Source organism: Prevotella sp. P5-92 (genome assembly GCF_002251245.1).
Taxonomy (GTDB): domain Bacteria; phylum Bacteroidota; class Bacteroidia; order Bacteroidales; family Bacteroidaceae; genus Prevotella.
Map to the genome: position 1 here is coordinate 1 of NZ_NPJG01000007.1, position 16,276 is coordinate 16,276.

General features: G+C 43.8%; 19 protein-coding genes. 6 read left to right on the top strand and 13 right to left on the bottom strand.

The features are described from left to right. Positions 1-148 precede the first annotated feature (148 nt). The 10 genes from CIK99_RS00775 to CIK99_RS00810 form a co-directional block, all read right to left on the bottom strand. Positions 149-652 (bottom strand): hypothetical protein, encoded by a 504-nt coding sequence (locus CIK99_RS00775; protein WP_094378781.1) that lies wholly within the window; start codon positions 650-652, stop codon positions 149-151. A gap of 137 nt (positions 653-789) precedes the next feature. Further along, positions 790-1,134 (bottom strand): hypothetical protein, encoded by a 345-nt coding sequence (locus CIK99_RS00780; RefSeq protein WP_094378783.1) that lies wholly within the window; start codon positions 1,132-1,134, stop codon positions 790-792. 5 nt (positions 1,135-1,139) lie between these two features. Next, positions 1,140-1,892 carry a ParA family protein gene (locus CIK99_RS00785; RefSeq protein WP_094378785.1) on the bottom strand — a complete coding sequence of 251 codons (753 nt, stop codon included), beginning with the start codon at positions 1,890-1,892 and terminating at the stop codon, positions 1,140-1,142. 161 nt (positions 1,893-2,053) lie between these two features. Continuing rightward, positions 2,054-2,221, bottom strand: coding sequence for a ribonuclease P (locus tag CIK99_RS14795; protein WP_144007540.1), 168 nt, complete (start codon positions 2,219-2,221; stop codon positions 2,054-2,056). A gap of 56 nt (positions 2,222-2,277) precedes the next feature. Further along, on the bottom strand, positions 2,278-2,424 hold the full coding sequence (locus tag CIK99_RS15655; protein ID WP_254047672.1) for a hypothetical protein: 147 nt from the start codon (positions 2,422-2,424) through the stop codon (positions 2,278-2,280). Between the two features lie 114 nt (positions 2,425-2,538). Beyond that, a complete protein-coding gene (locus CIK99_RS15660) occupies positions 2,539-2,859 on the bottom strand; it encodes a hypothetical protein (RefSeq protein WP_254047673.1) in 321 nt (106 codons plus the stop codon). Between the two features lie 53 nt (positions 2,860-2,912). Further along, positions 2,913-3,158 carry a hypothetical protein gene (locus tag CIK99_RS00795; protein ID WP_173805282.1) on the bottom strand — a complete coding sequence of 82 codons (246 nt, stop codon included), beginning with the start codon at positions 3,156-3,158 and terminating at the stop codon, positions 2,913-2,915. Further along, a complete protein-coding gene (locus CIK99_RS00800) occupies positions 3,155-3,376 on the bottom strand; it encodes a DUF3873 domain-containing protein (protein WP_094378790.1) in 222 nt (73 codons plus the stop codon). Before CIK99_RS00800 ends, CIK99_RS00795 begins: the two co-directional genes overlap by 4 nt. 19 nt (positions 3,377-3,395) lie before the next feature. After that, complete coding sequence (locus CIK99_RS00805; RefSeq protein ID WP_094378792.1) at positions 3,396-3,746, bottom strand: hypothetical protein; 351 nt, start codon at positions 3,744-3,746, stop codon at positions 3,396-3,398. A gap of 321 nt (positions 3,747-4,067) precedes the next feature. Beyond that, positions 4,068-4,445 carry a single-stranded DNA-binding protein gene (locus CIK99_RS00810; protein WP_027326084.1) on the bottom strand — a complete coding sequence of 126 codons (378 nt, stop codon included), beginning with the start codon at positions 4,443-4,445 and terminating at the stop codon, positions 4,068-4,070. A gap of 275 nt (positions 4,446-4,720) precedes the next feature. Here CIK99_RS00810 and CIK99_RS14800 point away from each other — a divergent pair, with 275 nt between their 5' ends. After that, complete coding sequence (locus CIK99_RS14800) at positions 4,721-4,906, top strand: hypothetical protein (protein WP_094440819.1); 186 nt, start codon at positions 4,721-4,723, stop codon at positions 4,904-4,906. A 313-nt stretch (positions 4,907-5,219) separates the two neighbouring features. Here CIK99_RS14800 and CIK99_RS00815 read toward each other — a convergent pair whose 3' ends face one another. The 3 genes from CIK99_RS00815 to CIK99_RS00825 all read right to left on the bottom strand — a co-directional run bounded on the left by CIK99_RS00815 (position 5,220) and on the right by CIK99_RS00825 (position 7,625). After that, positions 5,220-6,689, bottom strand: a complete 1,470-nt coding sequence (locus CIK99_RS00815) for a type II toxin-antitoxin system HipA family toxin (RefSeq protein ID WP_254047674.1) — start codon at positions 6,687-6,689, stop codon at positions 5,220-5,222. A 20-nt stretch (positions 6,690-6,709) separates the two neighbouring features. Further along, a complete protein-coding gene (locus tag CIK99_RS00820) occupies positions 6,710-7,018 on the bottom strand; it encodes a helix-turn-helix domain-containing protein (RefSeq protein WP_094378793.1) in 309 nt (102 codons plus the stop codon). A gap of 229 nt (positions 7,019-7,247) precedes the next feature. Further along, the gene (locus tag CIK99_RS00825; protein ID WP_094378795.1) at positions 7,248-7,625 is read right to left on the bottom strand and encodes a single-stranded DNA-binding protein; all 378 of its coding nucleotides are present in this window, start codon (positions 7,623-7,625) and stop codon (positions 7,248-7,250) included. 2,146 nt (positions 7,626-9,771) lie between these two features. On the opposite strand from CIK99_RS00825, the gene CIK99_RS00835 reads away from it, so the two are divergent. The 5 genes from CIK99_RS00835 to CIK99_RS00855 all read left to right on the top strand — a co-directional run bounded on the left by CIK99_RS00835 (position 9,772) and on the right by CIK99_RS00855 (position 16,275). Continuing rightward, on the top strand, positions 9,772-10,377 hold the full coding sequence (locus CIK99_RS00835; protein ID WP_094378799.1) for a DUF3575 domain-containing protein: 606 nt from the start codon (positions 9,772-9,774) through the stop codon (positions 10,375-10,377). Between the two features lie 21 nt (positions 10,378-10,398). After that, positions 10,399-11,733, top strand: coding sequence for a tetratricopeptide repeat protein (locus tag CIK99_RS00840; protein WP_144007848.1), 1,335 nt, complete (start codon positions 10,399-10,401; stop codon positions 11,731-11,733). A gap of 81 nt (positions 11,734-11,814) precedes the next feature. Then, positions 11,815-13,710: a hypothetical protein gene (locus CIK99_RS00845; protein ID WP_094378803.1), complete on the top strand. Its 1,896-nt coding sequence runs from the start codon at positions 11,815-11,817 to the stop codon at positions 13,708-13,710. A 98-nt stretch (positions 13,711-13,808) separates the two neighbouring features. Further along, a complete protein-coding gene (locus CIK99_RS00850) occupies positions 13,809-14,834 on the top strand; it encodes a FimB/Mfa2 family fimbrial subunit (RefSeq protein WP_144007849.1) in 1,026 nt (341 codons plus the stop codon). 37 nt (positions 14,835-14,871) lie between these two features. Then, positions 14,872-16,275, top strand: a complete 1,404-nt coding sequence (locus CIK99_RS00855; RefSeq protein ID WP_144007850.1) for a hypothetical protein — start codon at positions 14,872-14,874, stop codon at positions 16,273-16,275. The last annotated feature ends 1 nt before the right edge of the window (position 16,276 follow it).

Genomic DNA, 16,276 nt, shown 5'->3' on the forward strand with positions numbered 1-16,276 from the left:
TTTTAATCTGCGTATTGCCTCAAGTCGCATTGTGGGGTAAGGGGAAGGTATGCACAAATCGGACAAAATTCACGCTCATACTATCATGATGCATAGTGTTCAAGCTCTTTACTGCAATTGAGATTGCCATTGAGATTGCTTGCGGATTTTAGGAATAAACAAAGGAATAGTTCACGTTGAAACATACATCAGACACCTTCATGGTGGTAATGACCATAGACCTATCCTCGGTGGTGAAACAGTATTGGTAGGAAGGTTCATCGGATGCAGATACGAGAGTGTAGTGTTTCTTCAGATAGTCTATTATCAGACGGCTGTTGGAGATAAGTTCCGTATCAATGACTGAATACAGGGTGCTGTCGCTTCGCAAGAAACTATAGAGAATAGCCTCGTTGCCATTACCCGTCTTATATGCCAACTGAAAACTATCAGCGGTCTTGTTCTCTGCCTCGAAATGGTAACGCATCATTGTAACACTCATGTAAGCTGTTACTTCATCCAAGGACGCACCTTTGATGTGATACGGCTCTACCCATACTTTGAGCTCGGATGATGGTTTTTCAGTTCCTTCGATAATGTCATTATCACCACAAGAGGTAAACACTGTTGCCACCAACAATGACAGGATGGCGGTTAGGAAATACTTTTTCATTGTCTTTTTATTTTATTGGTTACTAATGTTTTGAACTATGTTCTCACGTCCACATATATATATGTATTCATGTCTATATGTATTCATGTCCACATGTGTACACGTCCACACATATACATGGCTACTTATCCACATGGCTACATCACCTCATGAATTTCTTTCGACCTGATTTTCTTCACCTTTCCGTGCTTGGACTCATAAGCCTCTATACCTTGTTTCATTACATATTCCATAAAGGAACGGATAGTAAAGCCTTCTTTGTGGGCAATGGCTTGCACCTTGTCCACAAGGGCTTTTGAGCATATAAAGGAGAAGTGTCGCCAAGTGTCATCAGGCTTTTCCTTGGTTGTTGCTTTCGTAGATGGTGCTAGAGCATCATTCTCTGGTAAAGGAGCAGCCGGATCTTCATACCTGTCCTGCGGCTTGACGACAGCATTTCCCAAGATATTGCCAAGCAGGATGTCCATATTCTTCTTTCCCATGGTCTTTATTGATTACGTGAAATAATCTCCTCCGTCAACGCAAGGTAATCTTTGGCTCCATTGGAGTTAGGGTCGTACTCGAAGATGCTTTTTCCGCTTCCTGCCGACTCGGCGAGGGCTATGTTCTCACGGATTCGGGTCTTCATGGTGATGCTTTCGTAGCGAGACTTTACGGCTTGCTCAACCACCTTGTTCAGTTTTCGATGGTTGAAGCGGGCTATGAACACACCTCCCAGGCGAAGAGAGGGCTTCACTCTTTGGAGGTTGGTCACAAAAGCATCAAGCATCCTCATTCCTTTGAGCGGAAGCAGCTCAGGAGTCATTGGCACGATGATTTCATCGGCTGCAAGAAAGGCATTCGTGGTGACGATGCCCAATGAAGGTGGGCAGTCGATGAGGATGTATTCATAGTCCTGTCTGATTGGGTCAAGAAGCCTACTGAGCAGCTGTTCTCTTGCCAGGAGATTGGTCAGGGCAATCTCCGCACTCGCCATTTCAAGTGAAGATGGCACAAGGTCGAGATTTTCCCTAATATGCTTCACTGGCAATGGTGCTCCATCTACGAGAGCATCAAAGATGCTGGTCTCAATCTCATCTTCGTTAGGGATGAAATACAATGTGAGATTTGCCTGTCCATCGAGGTCGATGAGCAGGACTTTCTTTCCCATTTGCGCCATGCAAGCCCCGATAGAGGCTGTGGAAGTGGTCTTTGACACCCCTCCTTTGTGGTTGGCGAACGTAATGATTTTCTGTTTCATACTTATTTCCATTATGTATATATGTATAAATGTGTACAACTATACAAGTCCACAAGGCTACGTGGCTACTTGTATTAACGTGTACAAAGTTACTGACGTTACTTTGGTTAGCCTTGTCACTTCTCCTGACAGCCTTTATAGTCAGGAGAAGTGTTAGGTGGTCAGAGTATAAACACCTCGTCTCTGAGTACTGTCACCTCTGCACCATTGCTCACTTGTACAAGCAGTTCCTTTCCATAATCTTCAATGATTGTAGCAAAGCGGCAGCCTTTCCATGGGGTTCCCAGTTCGCAAGACTCTCCCAATAATTCTGATTCATATTCGTACATATTCTGTGTAGGTTTAATGCGAGAGCACAAGGCTTGCTCATGCTCTCGCTTGTTTCTTATTCAAAAGTGAAGACCCGAATATAGAAGTAGGTTTCTTCATTCTCATACTCATACTCGTTGATGAAGTCAACCATCTGTTCCTCTGTGCGTTCTCCTTGTTCGATTCCGGTCTTTGATACCCATTCGTTGATAGCATCCTTCACCGTATCGTAAACGTCATCATAAGCGTCCTCAAATGGTTTGCCGTTTGAACTGACACAACACTCTTCGGGGAAAAAAGAGCCTTCATCATGGACGTAGTAAACTTCGCATCCACATTAACAAACTCGGTAACTGATAGAGAGTTCATCGTGTAGATGATGGTTTATCTCCTCAAAGAGTTCGGTGCACGCATCCCATGCGCTTTCTGTCTCAAACGATAGAAGAGTATTCTCGTCATCTTCCTCATACTCTGCCCAATAGATATGCCCTCTGACGCTGATTTGCTTTGCTCCGTAGTCGATGCCATAGAAGTCTGCCAATTCGTTCAGCCATACATTCTTGGTGTTCACATTCATGCCCTGAAGGGTCTTCCAAAGGTCGCTCACAGCCTTGCGAGAACCTGTCACCTTGTAGGTGGTAGTTGCCTGATTTGCCATAACTGTCTATTTGTTTATTGTGAAATGTGGGCGGTAGATGCACCGCCACACTATTAGTATTCTGCTATTACTGCGAAGGTGGCATGATGTTCAAGCCATTCTCTTACGCATTCCATATTATACTCGCTTGTGATGACTGCCGTTTGTTCGTCTATTGCGGTGAAACGTGTGCTTTCGTAATCGTCAATCCACTCTTTCAGATTGCCAACTCCCCAAAAAGCCACATCGTTAAAGACTTCATCTATTACTGCAATGGGCGAGTTAAATCTGACAACAAGTGTCTTATAATGAGTAATCATCTTGTTCCCTCCTTCCTTTTCATCCATTCATCACGCTTCTTCCGGCACTCTTCAAGCGTTGCGCATACACAAGAGAAGAGTTCGCCGTCCACATGTCGGTAGTCATATTGTACAAGTGTACGTCTCTTTCTGCCTATGCCCGACTGATATTTCTCGTATTTCTCAGCACCTGCGATGGTGCAGGTGCTTACTCCATTGATAGTCATTTTCTGTTCCATATCTGAATTGATAGAATTGTTACCATTCTGTGTAATAACTCTGGTCATTGCTTTCGCATTCTTCTGCCCACTCTTCATCTGTGAAGTCACTATGTAAGCAATCCTCGCTGCAATAGTAGGCTACTCCCATATCCACACAATAGCCTTCACGCATGAGTTTGCCGCACTCAGAGCATCTACGGCAGGCTCTGTCAGTGTCCCACCAATAATCCACAAAGGACTCAGCAATTACGTCTTCGCTTGTGTTCTCGTCCCACTTGTCACGGTAGAAGTCCGCAAACTTGTTCAACTCATCCTTGCTGAAAAGTTCCTGGTCTGTGCCACTAACACCCTTGGTCAGTCGGCTCAAAATCGATTCTCTTGTCGTCATATTGATATTGTTTTTTCTCCCTTTCGTAGATCAACTACTTCGGGAATGGTTAAAAATTATGTTGCTTTCAGAAGGTGTTACGGCTATCTTGGCAAGGTTTTGATGCAAAATACTACCCGAAAGGTGTGGAGATTTTCCATCAAAGCGGGCAGCCTTGACCTTGCAGGAGATGAGACGTAACCATTACCTTCGCAACAGAATTTCTACCGATTCCCAGAAGTCGATGTATGGCAATCATTATAACAGGAACACCCATTCGGCAAAGAAAAGGAGATGCATAAAAAAAGCGACCCGAAGGCCGCTCTTTGATGACGAGAAGGGTTATTTGCCCTTCTTTGTCTTGCTCTCCTGTGGAGCAGGAGTTTCTTCTTTCTCCACAGCTTCGTAGAACTTGGTTGCGACGAGAACCACACGGTTGTGCTTAACTCCATCGGCATCCTGCCATTCCTCAGGCTTGAAGTAGCCTTCTACCGTAAGGAGAGTTCCCTTTACAAGGCGATCGAAGGAAGAGGTGTTCTCGTTTTTGCGCCATGCCTCTACATTCATGAAGGCTGATGTGCGGTTTGTTTCCTCGCCATTCTTCTCAGTACGGCTGATGGCCAGTGAGAAACGTGCAACGCTTGCTGTTGAGAACTGATGGATGCTTGCATCCTTACCTACGAAACCGCTTACTACGAAAGAATTTTCAATCTTTTTCATAACTTTGATATTTTAGAAGTGAAACATTTATTTTTTACGTTGCTATCAGAGTTGGCAAGGAAAGCAGGCAAGCAAGGAATTACCGAATTATTTCACCTTGGCACAGAAAAGTTTTTTGGATGATGTCAGACGAAAAAGTTTTTGAAATAATTCAGGTAATAAGGCACTGATACTTGATACAATGCGGCTTGCACTAACTTTGCGACGGAAAAAGTAAGTGTGTCTGCTTCGTCCAAAATAAGAAGTGGAGAAAAGTGCAGAAAATCAAGTAGTCGGTGTTAGGTAAAGGAAACAGGTATCTATATCAGATAAACAAGCGATGCACAAACATCGTGCCGATAGCCGTTGAAGTATGGTCGGAAACTGAGCAACAGCATGAAGAGATTGGGGATGCAAATACGATGAAAAAGACGGAGAACGCACAAGGAAGGGAACATGAGGAAGGCACACCTGGGGATTAGGATGTCGAGAGTAAACGCAATACGGTTCTCGCAACGATTCACAGAAGCTAAAGAAAGAAGTAATTCAGCAAGGAGAAAAAAGAAGGACTGACCCTGCCGTCAATGAGCAGCCATCGGGCTCAACTTATGGCATGTAAGTTTAAGTTTAGAAATACTCATGTATATATACATGTTCTCCAAACTCAAATGTTTTCATGGTTTCAAGTCTATTACCCATACTTTCGAATGTAAAAAAGACGATTTTCCTTCAGTAGGGAGAAGGTATAAAAAAGAGCGACCGAAGCCGCTCTTTATGTAGTATCAATATGTAGATTTACCTGGCAAGGTATGTTTCAACCAGTGTATGCAGTTGTTCTATCGAGAGGTTGGAAGTACCTGTTTCTTCAATCTCTGCATACGCTGCTTTGTTTTTTGATATAACAAACTTACGCTCTTTTCCTTGTATCTCGCAAAGAAGATGGAAATTGCCTTTGTAAGTTTGTTCTACACGTACATTCTCATATAGAATGCCATTAATATCAAATGATGGTGAACTGCTATCAGGCAAGAAGCCCCAATTTGCCAGATGGTTGTTCAAGCAAGTTTCAACAGCAGCTATCCATTGCTGACCTACACCACATTCTTCTGCGTATTTACGGAACTTACAGATAGCAGAAGCAACCTCTTTGATAATGGTTTCTGCCTTTCTGATACCATTATCTTTGGCGAGAGCAAGAGCATCTTCAAAGGTTTGACCTTGCAGCTTTCCTTGCATCATAAGGCAGTGCATAGTCTCTGGAAGGAAACCTCCGACATTGAAAATATAGGTCATGTCATATGCTGGCGATAACTGCCAATGACCGTTTTCGTCCATTAGGAAAGAAAAGTTCTTATTGTGGTCATCGGTGTTGTTGGCAAGGATGTTGAACACCATCCTGCGAAATACCTCTTCCTGTGTGGATTCAGGAAGTCGCATCTTACGACATACCATCAGCAGTTTCTCGTAGCTGTCTGCTTCGGGGTATAAGGCAGCCAGTGTCTGCATGTGAAGCTTACGTTCCTCATCACGATCGAAACGATGCGTTATGAAGTGATTCTGTCCCTCAACTTCAATAAGTTCACATGGCATCATGTTGATACCAGCAGCTGTAGCCATTTTGTAATAAGCCATTTCAAGCTCAGCAGAAGAACGTGAAGGATCACCAAACTTAAGAATACAGTATTCAAACTCTTTTTGCCCAGCTATCTGTCCGCTTCTTATCTCACCAGTCTTTGGATTTATGGCAATGATGGCTTTAGGCTGTCTGCCACCTGCAGAGGTGCCAACAGCTATCAAGGATTGCATCGTCAAAGACTCATCTGGCATTATCTTTACGTTCTCACGCTCAGTGAATATCTTTTGAGCCAAGTCCGTCAAAGCTTTAAGATTGAGTTGTTCGGACTTCTTAATGCCAGATGATTCAGGGATAAACTCCAATGCTCCCATTCCTCGCTTGCCAATGAAAGAGAGAATTTCAAGAGGAGTGATTTCCTGGTTTCGGATGCCGTTCTGTATTCTCCAACATTCGAAGACTTGATTTCCCCAAGCATCAGGAAGCGAATCAGCAAGAAAAGGAGGCAATTTACGGTAAAGCTTCATTTCCTTATCTCCCATGATAGGACGACGGCTTGCAGGTGACTTGGTAGAAGCAATAAGAGGGAAAGGATCTAGTTCGCCACCGATAACAGCAGGATTGAACTCGAAGTACGAAATTCCTTTCCTGCCATCCCATGACAAACGACCGATTTCCTTGTTCCAGAGCATTATTTTAAGGGAGCTTGTTATCATGATTTCTTATGTCTAATTCGTTGAACCTTCTTTTCTGACTTGATGAGATATGCAGAATCTGGAAGTTCTGGCATCAGTTCGTCTATAGTATTTATCTGGCCGATAGCCTTCATCAGCAATAAGAACGTACCAAGCGACATATTGCCTGACGTTCCGTTCTCAAACTTGTGAATGGTAGTAATGGTGATACCAGATTGCTCAGAGACATCCTTCTGCGTCATGTTACTACGCAGACGATAATCTTTGAATCTCGCTCCAAGCAGCTTTATCAATTCTGGTATGGAATATTCGTAATAGTCAGCCATAATGTCACACTTTTATTTTATATTTTGCTATAATTTATATATTGTTTTATCGTCTATTTTATATTATGCTTATATTTACGACTGCAAAATTACGCAATGTTTTTGAAATAAATGCATAACGGCAAGGAAAATGTTGGATAAAGAGCAAATTTTATGGTTCTGTAAGGAAAAAGAGAGCCCAAAACACAAAAAAAGCGACCCGATGGCCGCTCTTTGATGACGAGAAGGGTTATTTGCCCTTCTTTGTCTTGCTCTCCTGTGGAGCAGGAGTTTCTTCTTTCTCCACAGCTTCGTAGAACTTGGTTGCGACGAGAACCACACGGTTGTGCTTGACTCCATCGGCATCCTGCCATTCCTCAGGCTTGAAGTAGCCTTCTACCATAAGGAGAGTTCCCTTTACAAGGCGGTCGAAGGAAGATGTGTTCTCATTTTTGCGCCATGCCTCTACATTCATGAAGGCTGATGTGCGGTTTGTTTCCTCGCCATTCTTCTCAGTACGGCTGATGGCCAGTGAGAAACGTGCAACGCTTGCTGTTGAGAACTGATGGATGCTTGCATCCTTACCTACGAAACCGCTTACTACGAAAGAATTTTCAATCTTTTTCATAACTTTGAAATTTTAGAAGTGAAACATTTATTTTTTACGTTGCTATCAGAGTTAGCAAGGAAAGCAGACAAGCAAGGAATTACCGAATTATTTCACCTTGGCACAGAAAAGTTTTTTGGATGATGTCAGACGAAAAAGTTTTTGAAATAATTCAGGTAATAAGACACTGGTACTTGATACAATGCGGCTTGCGCTAACTTTGCGACGGAAAAAGTAAGTGTGTCTGCTTCGTCCAAAACAAGAAGTGGAGAAAAGTGCAGAAAATCAAGTAATCGGTGTTAGGTAAAGGAAACAGGTATCTATATCAGATAAACAAGCGATGAACAAACATCGTGTCCATAGCCGTTGAAGGATGGTCGGAAACTGAGCAACAGTATGAAGAGCTTGGGGATGCAAATACGATGAAAAGACGGAGAACGCACAAGGAAGGGAACATGAGGAAGGCACACCTGGGGATTAGGATGTCGAGAGTAAACGCAATGCGGTTCTTGCAACGATTCACAGAAGCAAAAGAAAGAAGTAATTCAGCAAGGAGAAAAAGAAGGACTGACCCTGCCGTCAATGAGCAGCCATCGGGCTCAACTTATGGCATGTAAGTTTAAGTTTAGAATTACTCATGTATATATACATGTTCTCTAAACTCAAATGTCATGACCTCAAATGGCTTAGAACAGGAACAGAGATTGAGTTTACAGGTTTATGAAAGCCATATATATGTATATGACGAAATAAACTTGTATGAATAGATGATACTCCATTTTTTCTTTCTCTTTACTGAAGAAAGTTAAATTTTGGGGTGTTTTGACTGATTTCAGTATAAAAATGTCACAATGAAAAGTATTTGTGGTAATTTTGCATCATCATTAGAACAGGTAATATAGATTGCAACTCATACATCTTATCGGCAAGATGTCGGGCCAAGATAGAATTGCATTCTCCAAAAAGCATGAAAGCATATGTCAGAATGAACACATACAAGTTCTTCGAGGTGTTCATGTTGAACAACTGGATCTGCAGAATAAAGCAAGATTACGCTACGTTTTGATATGAGCACATAGCAATATTGTGTTATTGAATGTTAAATATGTTAATTTTACAATCTGCAAAATTAGGTTCAAAATGAAAAGAAGAGAAAGCAAAATTTAGACAAATAGCTGATAATCAAGCTAAAATGTTTTCAAAAGGACAGCGGCTCAACTATCGTTCATTTATTTGTAATACACTGATATTCAGACGTGTTGAACATCTGCGTGGGAAAGTAGAAAATGTTAATTAGAAGACATCTCCCCAATGGAAGGTCAAATCATGGCAAAACAGCAAAACCGCTGATATTCAAAGGATTAACAGGGAAGTGCAGAGAGTGTGACCAACGGCTCAATTACCGACCGTTATACACTATATTCACTGATAGTCAGAGTGTTACACGCTCTGTATTGGAAAGTAGGACGTGAAAACAAGAGAAAACAAATAGGAACACTACGGCATATTGCGTTGAGAATCAGTGATTTACAGAAGTAAAACCACCGTTTCCAACAACGGCTCAAACTCTGTTCCTGCATTGTGTTTATATCTGATTATCAATGTGTTAGATGCTCTGCATCGGGAAATAGACTTTCCCTTCTTTAGCAAGAAAGCCATTGACGCACATTTTGCTGATCTCCTTGAAGAGATAGACATTGATAATTATTACACTGCAGACCAAATCATGGAGATGTATAATATGACAAGGACAGGCGTTATCACTTTTGTGATGCGTCACAAAGTTCCAAGAGTAAACCGTAACGGGAAAGCTTTCTACTCCAAGGTGCATATTGACTGATTAATCCTTTTGACGGTGGGAATTTATAGAACCCACCTTATGTCATACCAAACTACATCTTGGGAAGAATTGGCAAAGAAACCTTCAATCCGCAAGACACTAAAATAGGGAGTGTCGTTATACCAGCAAAAAGCGTAGCGTGAATTTCTCAATATTCAGTTAACAGGAGTTATCTCATTATTACAATTAAGCTTTTTTTTAATTAATTAGTGTTAATAGGGGGGGGTAATACGCTTGTTTCAAAATTTTATTAGTACCTTTGCATGCCAATATTAATATTGGCAACAATTAGCGCAACAACTAACGATAGTTGGGAAAAAGTAAAATATGATTTGGATAACAATGAGCGGTATTAAGAATCTGGGAAGAAAAGCCCTCTTGCTATTTTTGATATTGTTAACGGGCAACATCATTTCTGCTAAGGCGCAGAATATTGCTGTTAAGAACAATATCCTTTATGACGCAAGCACAACTCCGAATTTCGGAATAGAACTGAGGCTGTCCAACAAATGGACAGCCGGGATAAACGTCGCCCTTAACCCATGGTCTTTTTCCGACAACAAGAAACTCAAGCATCTGCTTGTTGCCCCACAACTTCGCTACTGGTTGTGCGAATCATTCTCAGGACATTACTTCGGAGCAAACATAGCTTATGTGCATTATAACGTAAGCGACATCAAGTTTCCCTTTGGACTTTATAGTGGTGTTGACGGTGAGCGCCGACAGGGCGACCTTGCCGCCATAGGTGCATCCTACGGTTATTCGTGGATACTCTCTCCCCATTGGAGTCTTGAGGCTGAGGCGGGTCTTGACCTCGGCTATACCTGGTCTGACAGGTACGACTCCCCTAAGTGCGGCACCTACCGTGGTTCCGACAACAAGTTTCTTGTTCTGCCCAAGTTGGCGTTGAACATAGTGTATATAATAAAATAAAGGTAAGGAAAGGATATATTTATGAAAAGATTTTTTCTGATTATCACTCTCACGGTTATGGCATGTATAGATGCCATATCGCAGACGTCACCGCAGATGTCACTGTGTGTTGACGGTGTGGAGCGCGAGGGCAATGGCTACCGTGTCCGCTATTCCTTCACCCTGCCTCAGCCGGCATCCGACTATTCCTATCAGGTGACTCCGCTCTTCACCTGCGGCACCGACACCATCTTTGAGGAGTCAGTCACTGTGCGCGGCAAGCTCAATGCCAAGAAGCTGCGCCGCCGCGTGGTGCTTGGCGACCGCAATGCCACTCTACCCTCGTATGTGCCTTCGGGTATCGACTCAGTCATCACTCGCACCGCCTATCTGCCCACCGACCGCTATCCCTGGGTAGTAGGCTCCACACTTCAGATCTGCACGTCAGTAGAGGGGGAGGGTTGCTGCGAGGTAAGTCCTGCCGTAGTCCTTTGCTGCGACAGTTTCCTCTGCGAGCGTCCCTTCCATCCCGTGTTCTCCCCGGTTGAGGACAACACCGGCAAGGCGGGCGAACTGCAGCGCAACAATCCCGTGCTTCAGCACATATCCAAGTATCGCCCTTACGACAGCAGCCGCATACTGCGCAAGGAGGAGGGAGCCTTGTATGTCTTCTTCCCCTTGGCCAAGTGGACACTGCTGCACGATTTCCGCGACAATGCCGCCACTCTCGACACCATCGTGAGCATCACTCGCCAGATTATGGCTGACTCCACGTCGAGCGTAAAGCTCATACAGATTATCGGTCTTGCCTCGCCCGAGGGAAGCGTGAAGCGCAACAACCTCTTGGGTCAGAACCGTGCTGCCGCCCTGCGCGACTATATCAAGCAGAGGGTAAAGACAGGCAATGCCATGTTTGAGCTATGCAACGGCGGTGAGGCATGGACAGAGCTGCGCGACCAGATTGCCGACAGCAATATCGAGGGACGCGACCAGCTACTCAACATCATCGACACCGAGAAGAACCCCGACGAGCGTGAGCGCAAGATGAAGCGACTCAATGGCGGAAAGACATATAAATACCTTAAGGACAACGTGCTGAGCGACCAGCGCAATTCAGGATACATCCGCATATACTACGACTACGTGCCCGATTCAGCCGCCGCGGTAATCAACCGTGCCTCAGAACTATTGCGTGAGGAGCGTTATACAGAGGCACTCACGATGCTCCGCACCATAGAGTCAGATGAGCGTGCGCAGAACGCCCTCGGCGTAGCCCTCTATATGACGGGCGACAAGCAAGAGGCTCTCTGCCGCTTCCGCCGTGCCGCAGCCTCAGGCAACGAGGATGCCCTCCGCAACATAGAGCAGTTGGAGTAGCTATTTGGGAGACAGGTGTATCTTCCGCAAAAACACCAATAGAATAGGTAAATAAATTAGTATAAATAAATCTTAGTAGTTATGAAGAGAATTAACAATTATGTTCTCAACGGTGCGTTAGCATTGTTGTCAACCGCAGGCTTTGTTGCCTGCTCGTCCTCCGACGACGTAACCGATGCTCCCGTCAACCCCACCTATGACGGCAAGAGCGTGAAGACCCAGTTTGCGATTAATATCGCGACACCCTCTAATGGTAAGACAAGGATGAGTGATGTGAATACTCAGAATAATGGCAATTATCTGGGTATGACTAATGTTAGATTGCTGACATTGGCAGATAGTCCTGCAGATAATATTGAATTGACAAGCGTTATTCCATTGGCAGATCCAAACACTGATATTACAACTCGAAGCAGTCATATTTATTCAGATGTTAATATACCAGTAGGAACATCTGATTTCTTGTTCTATTCTACACGCTCAATCCTTGGAACAGATATGGATAATAAGTTCAAAACAGGAGCTATTGTAAGCGACATGTTTACCAAGAATAGTCCCTCATATTTGTCAACGAAAGATATTAAATTTAACTCAGAAACGATTTTGAGTGCTTCAAATACAGTTGATACATATAAGGCGGCTTTTGAAAATTTCCTTAATAGCGTTATAGCAGTTTCAGGTTGGAGCACGACAAATAATAATACTTTGAAATCTGCATATAACAATATAATATCCTCATATTCTAACGGTCAATATGCGGGTTCTGCAAATGAAATTAAGAAACTAATGACAGATTTGTATAATGCTGTTAACCCAATATCAAGTTCCTCTACTGCTTCAGATGAAGATAAGAATTTGGCTAGTGCTATTATGGCTGCTATAAATAATTCAAGTAATGAAGTATATTTTGTAGAGGATGATGCAAATCCTGGTACTTTGAAATATGGTTCTACAGTAGCACAGTTCTATTATGATTTCCCATGCTATAATGGACTGCCAGAAGGTTCCGCCTTGTTGACTTTTGACAATAGTTCGAATAAGTTCATTTACGATGCTACTCCGCAGATAGGTGGTACAAATAAGGTGAATTCATACAAGCTAACATATCCTCTTCCAATTGTTTATTTCGACAATACACCTGCCAAGTGTATAGATAAAGAGTTGGAAACTTCAGAATGGAAGACAACAACATCCGATTGGGATTATTCTACAAATTGGACAACAGGTTGGTATAATAGTGTTAAAGCAACATCACGTTCTATAGCTCTTCAGAATAATATCAATTATGGTGTAGCTTGTCTTGAAACTAAGTTTTCTTGTGAGGGTACAACTCTCGAAGATAATAGAAAAAATGTTGTTACTGGTTCACAGAATCAGACGATAACAATTCCGTCAGAAGGTTTTCAGGTTACAGGTATTCTGATTGGTGGACAGCCAGAAAATGTGAATTGGCAGTTTATTAATGCAGGAACTAATAGAGATTATGTTGTTTATGACAAAGAACTATCAGATATCAAAGCAGGGAGGAATGGAGCATCTTCAGCTGCAAATTACACACTTGTGTTTGATAATTGGACTTCTGCTTCAACACAGGAACCAGTAAACGTAGCTATAGAACTTGTGAACACAGCTGCTGATTTCTATGGTGTAGATGGTATAGTTGCAAAAGGTCAGAAGTTCTATCTTATTGGTCGCTTAGATCCTACTTCTGCGGCTACTGATATTAAATGGCCTACCTATAATGATACTCAAGGTGAAAATACATTACCAACTTCATATCAAGGCAGATATCCAGTTAAGTTTAATACAAAACGCGTATTTGTTCAGGACTATACTACTAAAGCCAACTTCACTATCAATAGCTTGAAGAACGCATACGTAACAATTCCCGACCTCCGTGCAACGAAGCTCCAGCTCGGTCTTTCTGTTGACCTTAAGTGGCAGAGTGGTTTGACATTTGATGTTCCTATTGAGTAATACAATAAATACTCTGTTATAATGGCGTCACGAGATCTATTGTCGTGATGCCATTATAACGGTATTAACAACAACAATATCATATATATAATAAGGTAATGAGAAGCAAGTATTGTCTGCTGATGCTGCCCGCTGCGGCGGTGGTGCTCTCGTCGTGCTCCATCATCGACGAGGACAACTCCGACTGCGGATTGGACAACAAAATCGTATATCGCCTGAAACTCAGAACAAACATCCAAACCGAACTCGAAACACAGCTCGGCACGGAGGAGGAACGCCCCGTGGCACAAGCACTCAGCTCCTCACTCAGCGGTATATTCACTGACTGGGCACACGACATCTCTCTCTCATTCTATGACACCGACGACAAACTGTATAAAACGGAAAAGCATACGATGGATGCGTCGCAAGCCGAATACGTGGTGTATCTGCCAGAACGTGACTACCGTAATCTCGTTGTGGCAAATATAGCCGACGCTGAAAATATCCGCCCCCTCGATGACACCCATCCCGATGACATGAAGTTGCAGTATGACAACCTCACCGACACCCTCAACAGCCACACCACCGGTCTCTTCACCGCAAGACAGGTGATAGAGGTGTGCGGCTGCACCGAGACATATTACGTTGATCTGTATATGGCTAACAGCTGCGCCGCCCTTGTGGTGGATACCACGGGTGTGGATATACGCGGCATGAAGGTGTTCACCCAGGACTTAGCCACCTCCTTCGCCGTGGCTGACAGCACCTACGCCTTCACAGCCAATCCCGTGGTGCGCTCAACTGAGATACCTCTCCCTGGTCAGCACCGCACCTGCCATTATGCCGTTAGCTTCCCGTCGAGGAACAACACCGTAGTCACCGCTTCCGCCGTCAGTCAAGCCCCGGCAAGGGCAGACTCCCAGGCAGAGACCCTCTTCCGCATAAAGGCATACATAACCCTCCCCGACGGCTCTGTCACTGAGAACATCATCTCTGTGGAGCAACCCCTCCTCGCCGGTTATCTCAAGATAATAAAGATGAAGATGAAGCAGGACGGCTCGCTCACTCCCGAGAGTCACGACGTGGGAGTAAGCGTGACGCTGGACTGGAAGCAAGGGGGGACTTATGAGCCGGAGATATAGAAGCCTTGATTTTTTTTTAGAGATGATGATAACTGATTTGAAGAACATATTTTTTACTATGGCAGTGTTTTTGGCGGCTGCCTTCGTCACCTCTTGTTCGGATGACGACAGTCTTGCCTCGCGAGGTCTGGAGACAGTTGAGATGCCTATCTCCATCTCCATCCCCGCCGAAGGCTTCGTCAATCCCACTGATGTGGGCATAGGCAATGATGAGCCTGCTTCGACGTTAGCCGTCACCCGCGCCCTTGGAGACCCCGGTGAAGCGGAGTCCTTTGTCCTCCCCCAATATCTCTACATATACCTCGTTACCACCACAACCTCTGGTACCACCCAAGTCATCTTCAAGAAGCAAGAGGTGAACCCCGAGGACTGGAAGCTCTCCACTTCCGGAGGTAACACAAATGATCACTTCTCGGCTAAGGATGGCCTTTATGTCTATCAAGGTCATCTCTCCATCAACCTCCCGCTCAACCGCAAGGAGGGCAGGGTGTATGTGGTGGCAAGCAATCTGGACTTGGATGACAGTGGCACAGAAAAGAAATATAATCTCGTGACCGATGTCTCGTCTTGGAGTTCTTATACAGATGTCGAGGATAAAGTTACGTTCACCAACCAGTCTTCCTTGCGTAACAATATGCAGAACCTTTATTCCTCGCCATATAACCTCAAAAACAACGACGGCAAATATTACGGCATCATAAAAGACTATGCCTCAAATGTGCCGCACATCGACATGGTGCTGTATCATGTGGCAACAAAGGTTGACTTGCAATGGACTATCGACGAGCAGTTTCAAGGCACTAAGGCATGGAAGCAGGTGGAAAAGGAATCAAATGGTTCAGATGATACAATGCGCAGCACAATGGATAACACATCCGAAGACTACAACAAGGTGTTCTTCTCCTACATCGAGGCGCGACTCCTGCCTAAGGAACAACTGCCAATATTCAAGCCGATGAATGTGACGTCATACTCTGGGTCATTCGATGCGGCTTTTCTCGGAGAAGAGAAGGATACGGGAAATAGTCAGTCATATACAGATGCTAATGGAAAAACCAAAACAAGAAAGGAATACTACCAAGTGCTCCCGAAAACAGAAAAGTCGGGCATGTACTACGGTCGCAAGGCCATCTATGTGATGCCGAAATTTGTTGAATCAGATTCTGGAGATTATTACGACATTACGTTGAAGATACTGGTGAACAATTACACCACCTCAGAGAAAAAAGAGGATGGATCATATTCTTCCCTTCTCTCTAAAGAAGACCATGCCACCACAGGTCATCATGCCCAGATAAAGATAATGAAGTCACGCCTCGACGATGCTTCTAAAAGCACCGACGGCAATCCGATATTCACCCCATGGATAAGGGCGACAATCCATGTCAACATTGTGAAAGACGTGGAAAACATAGTGAAGTTTACCGATCCAGTTCAGTAAA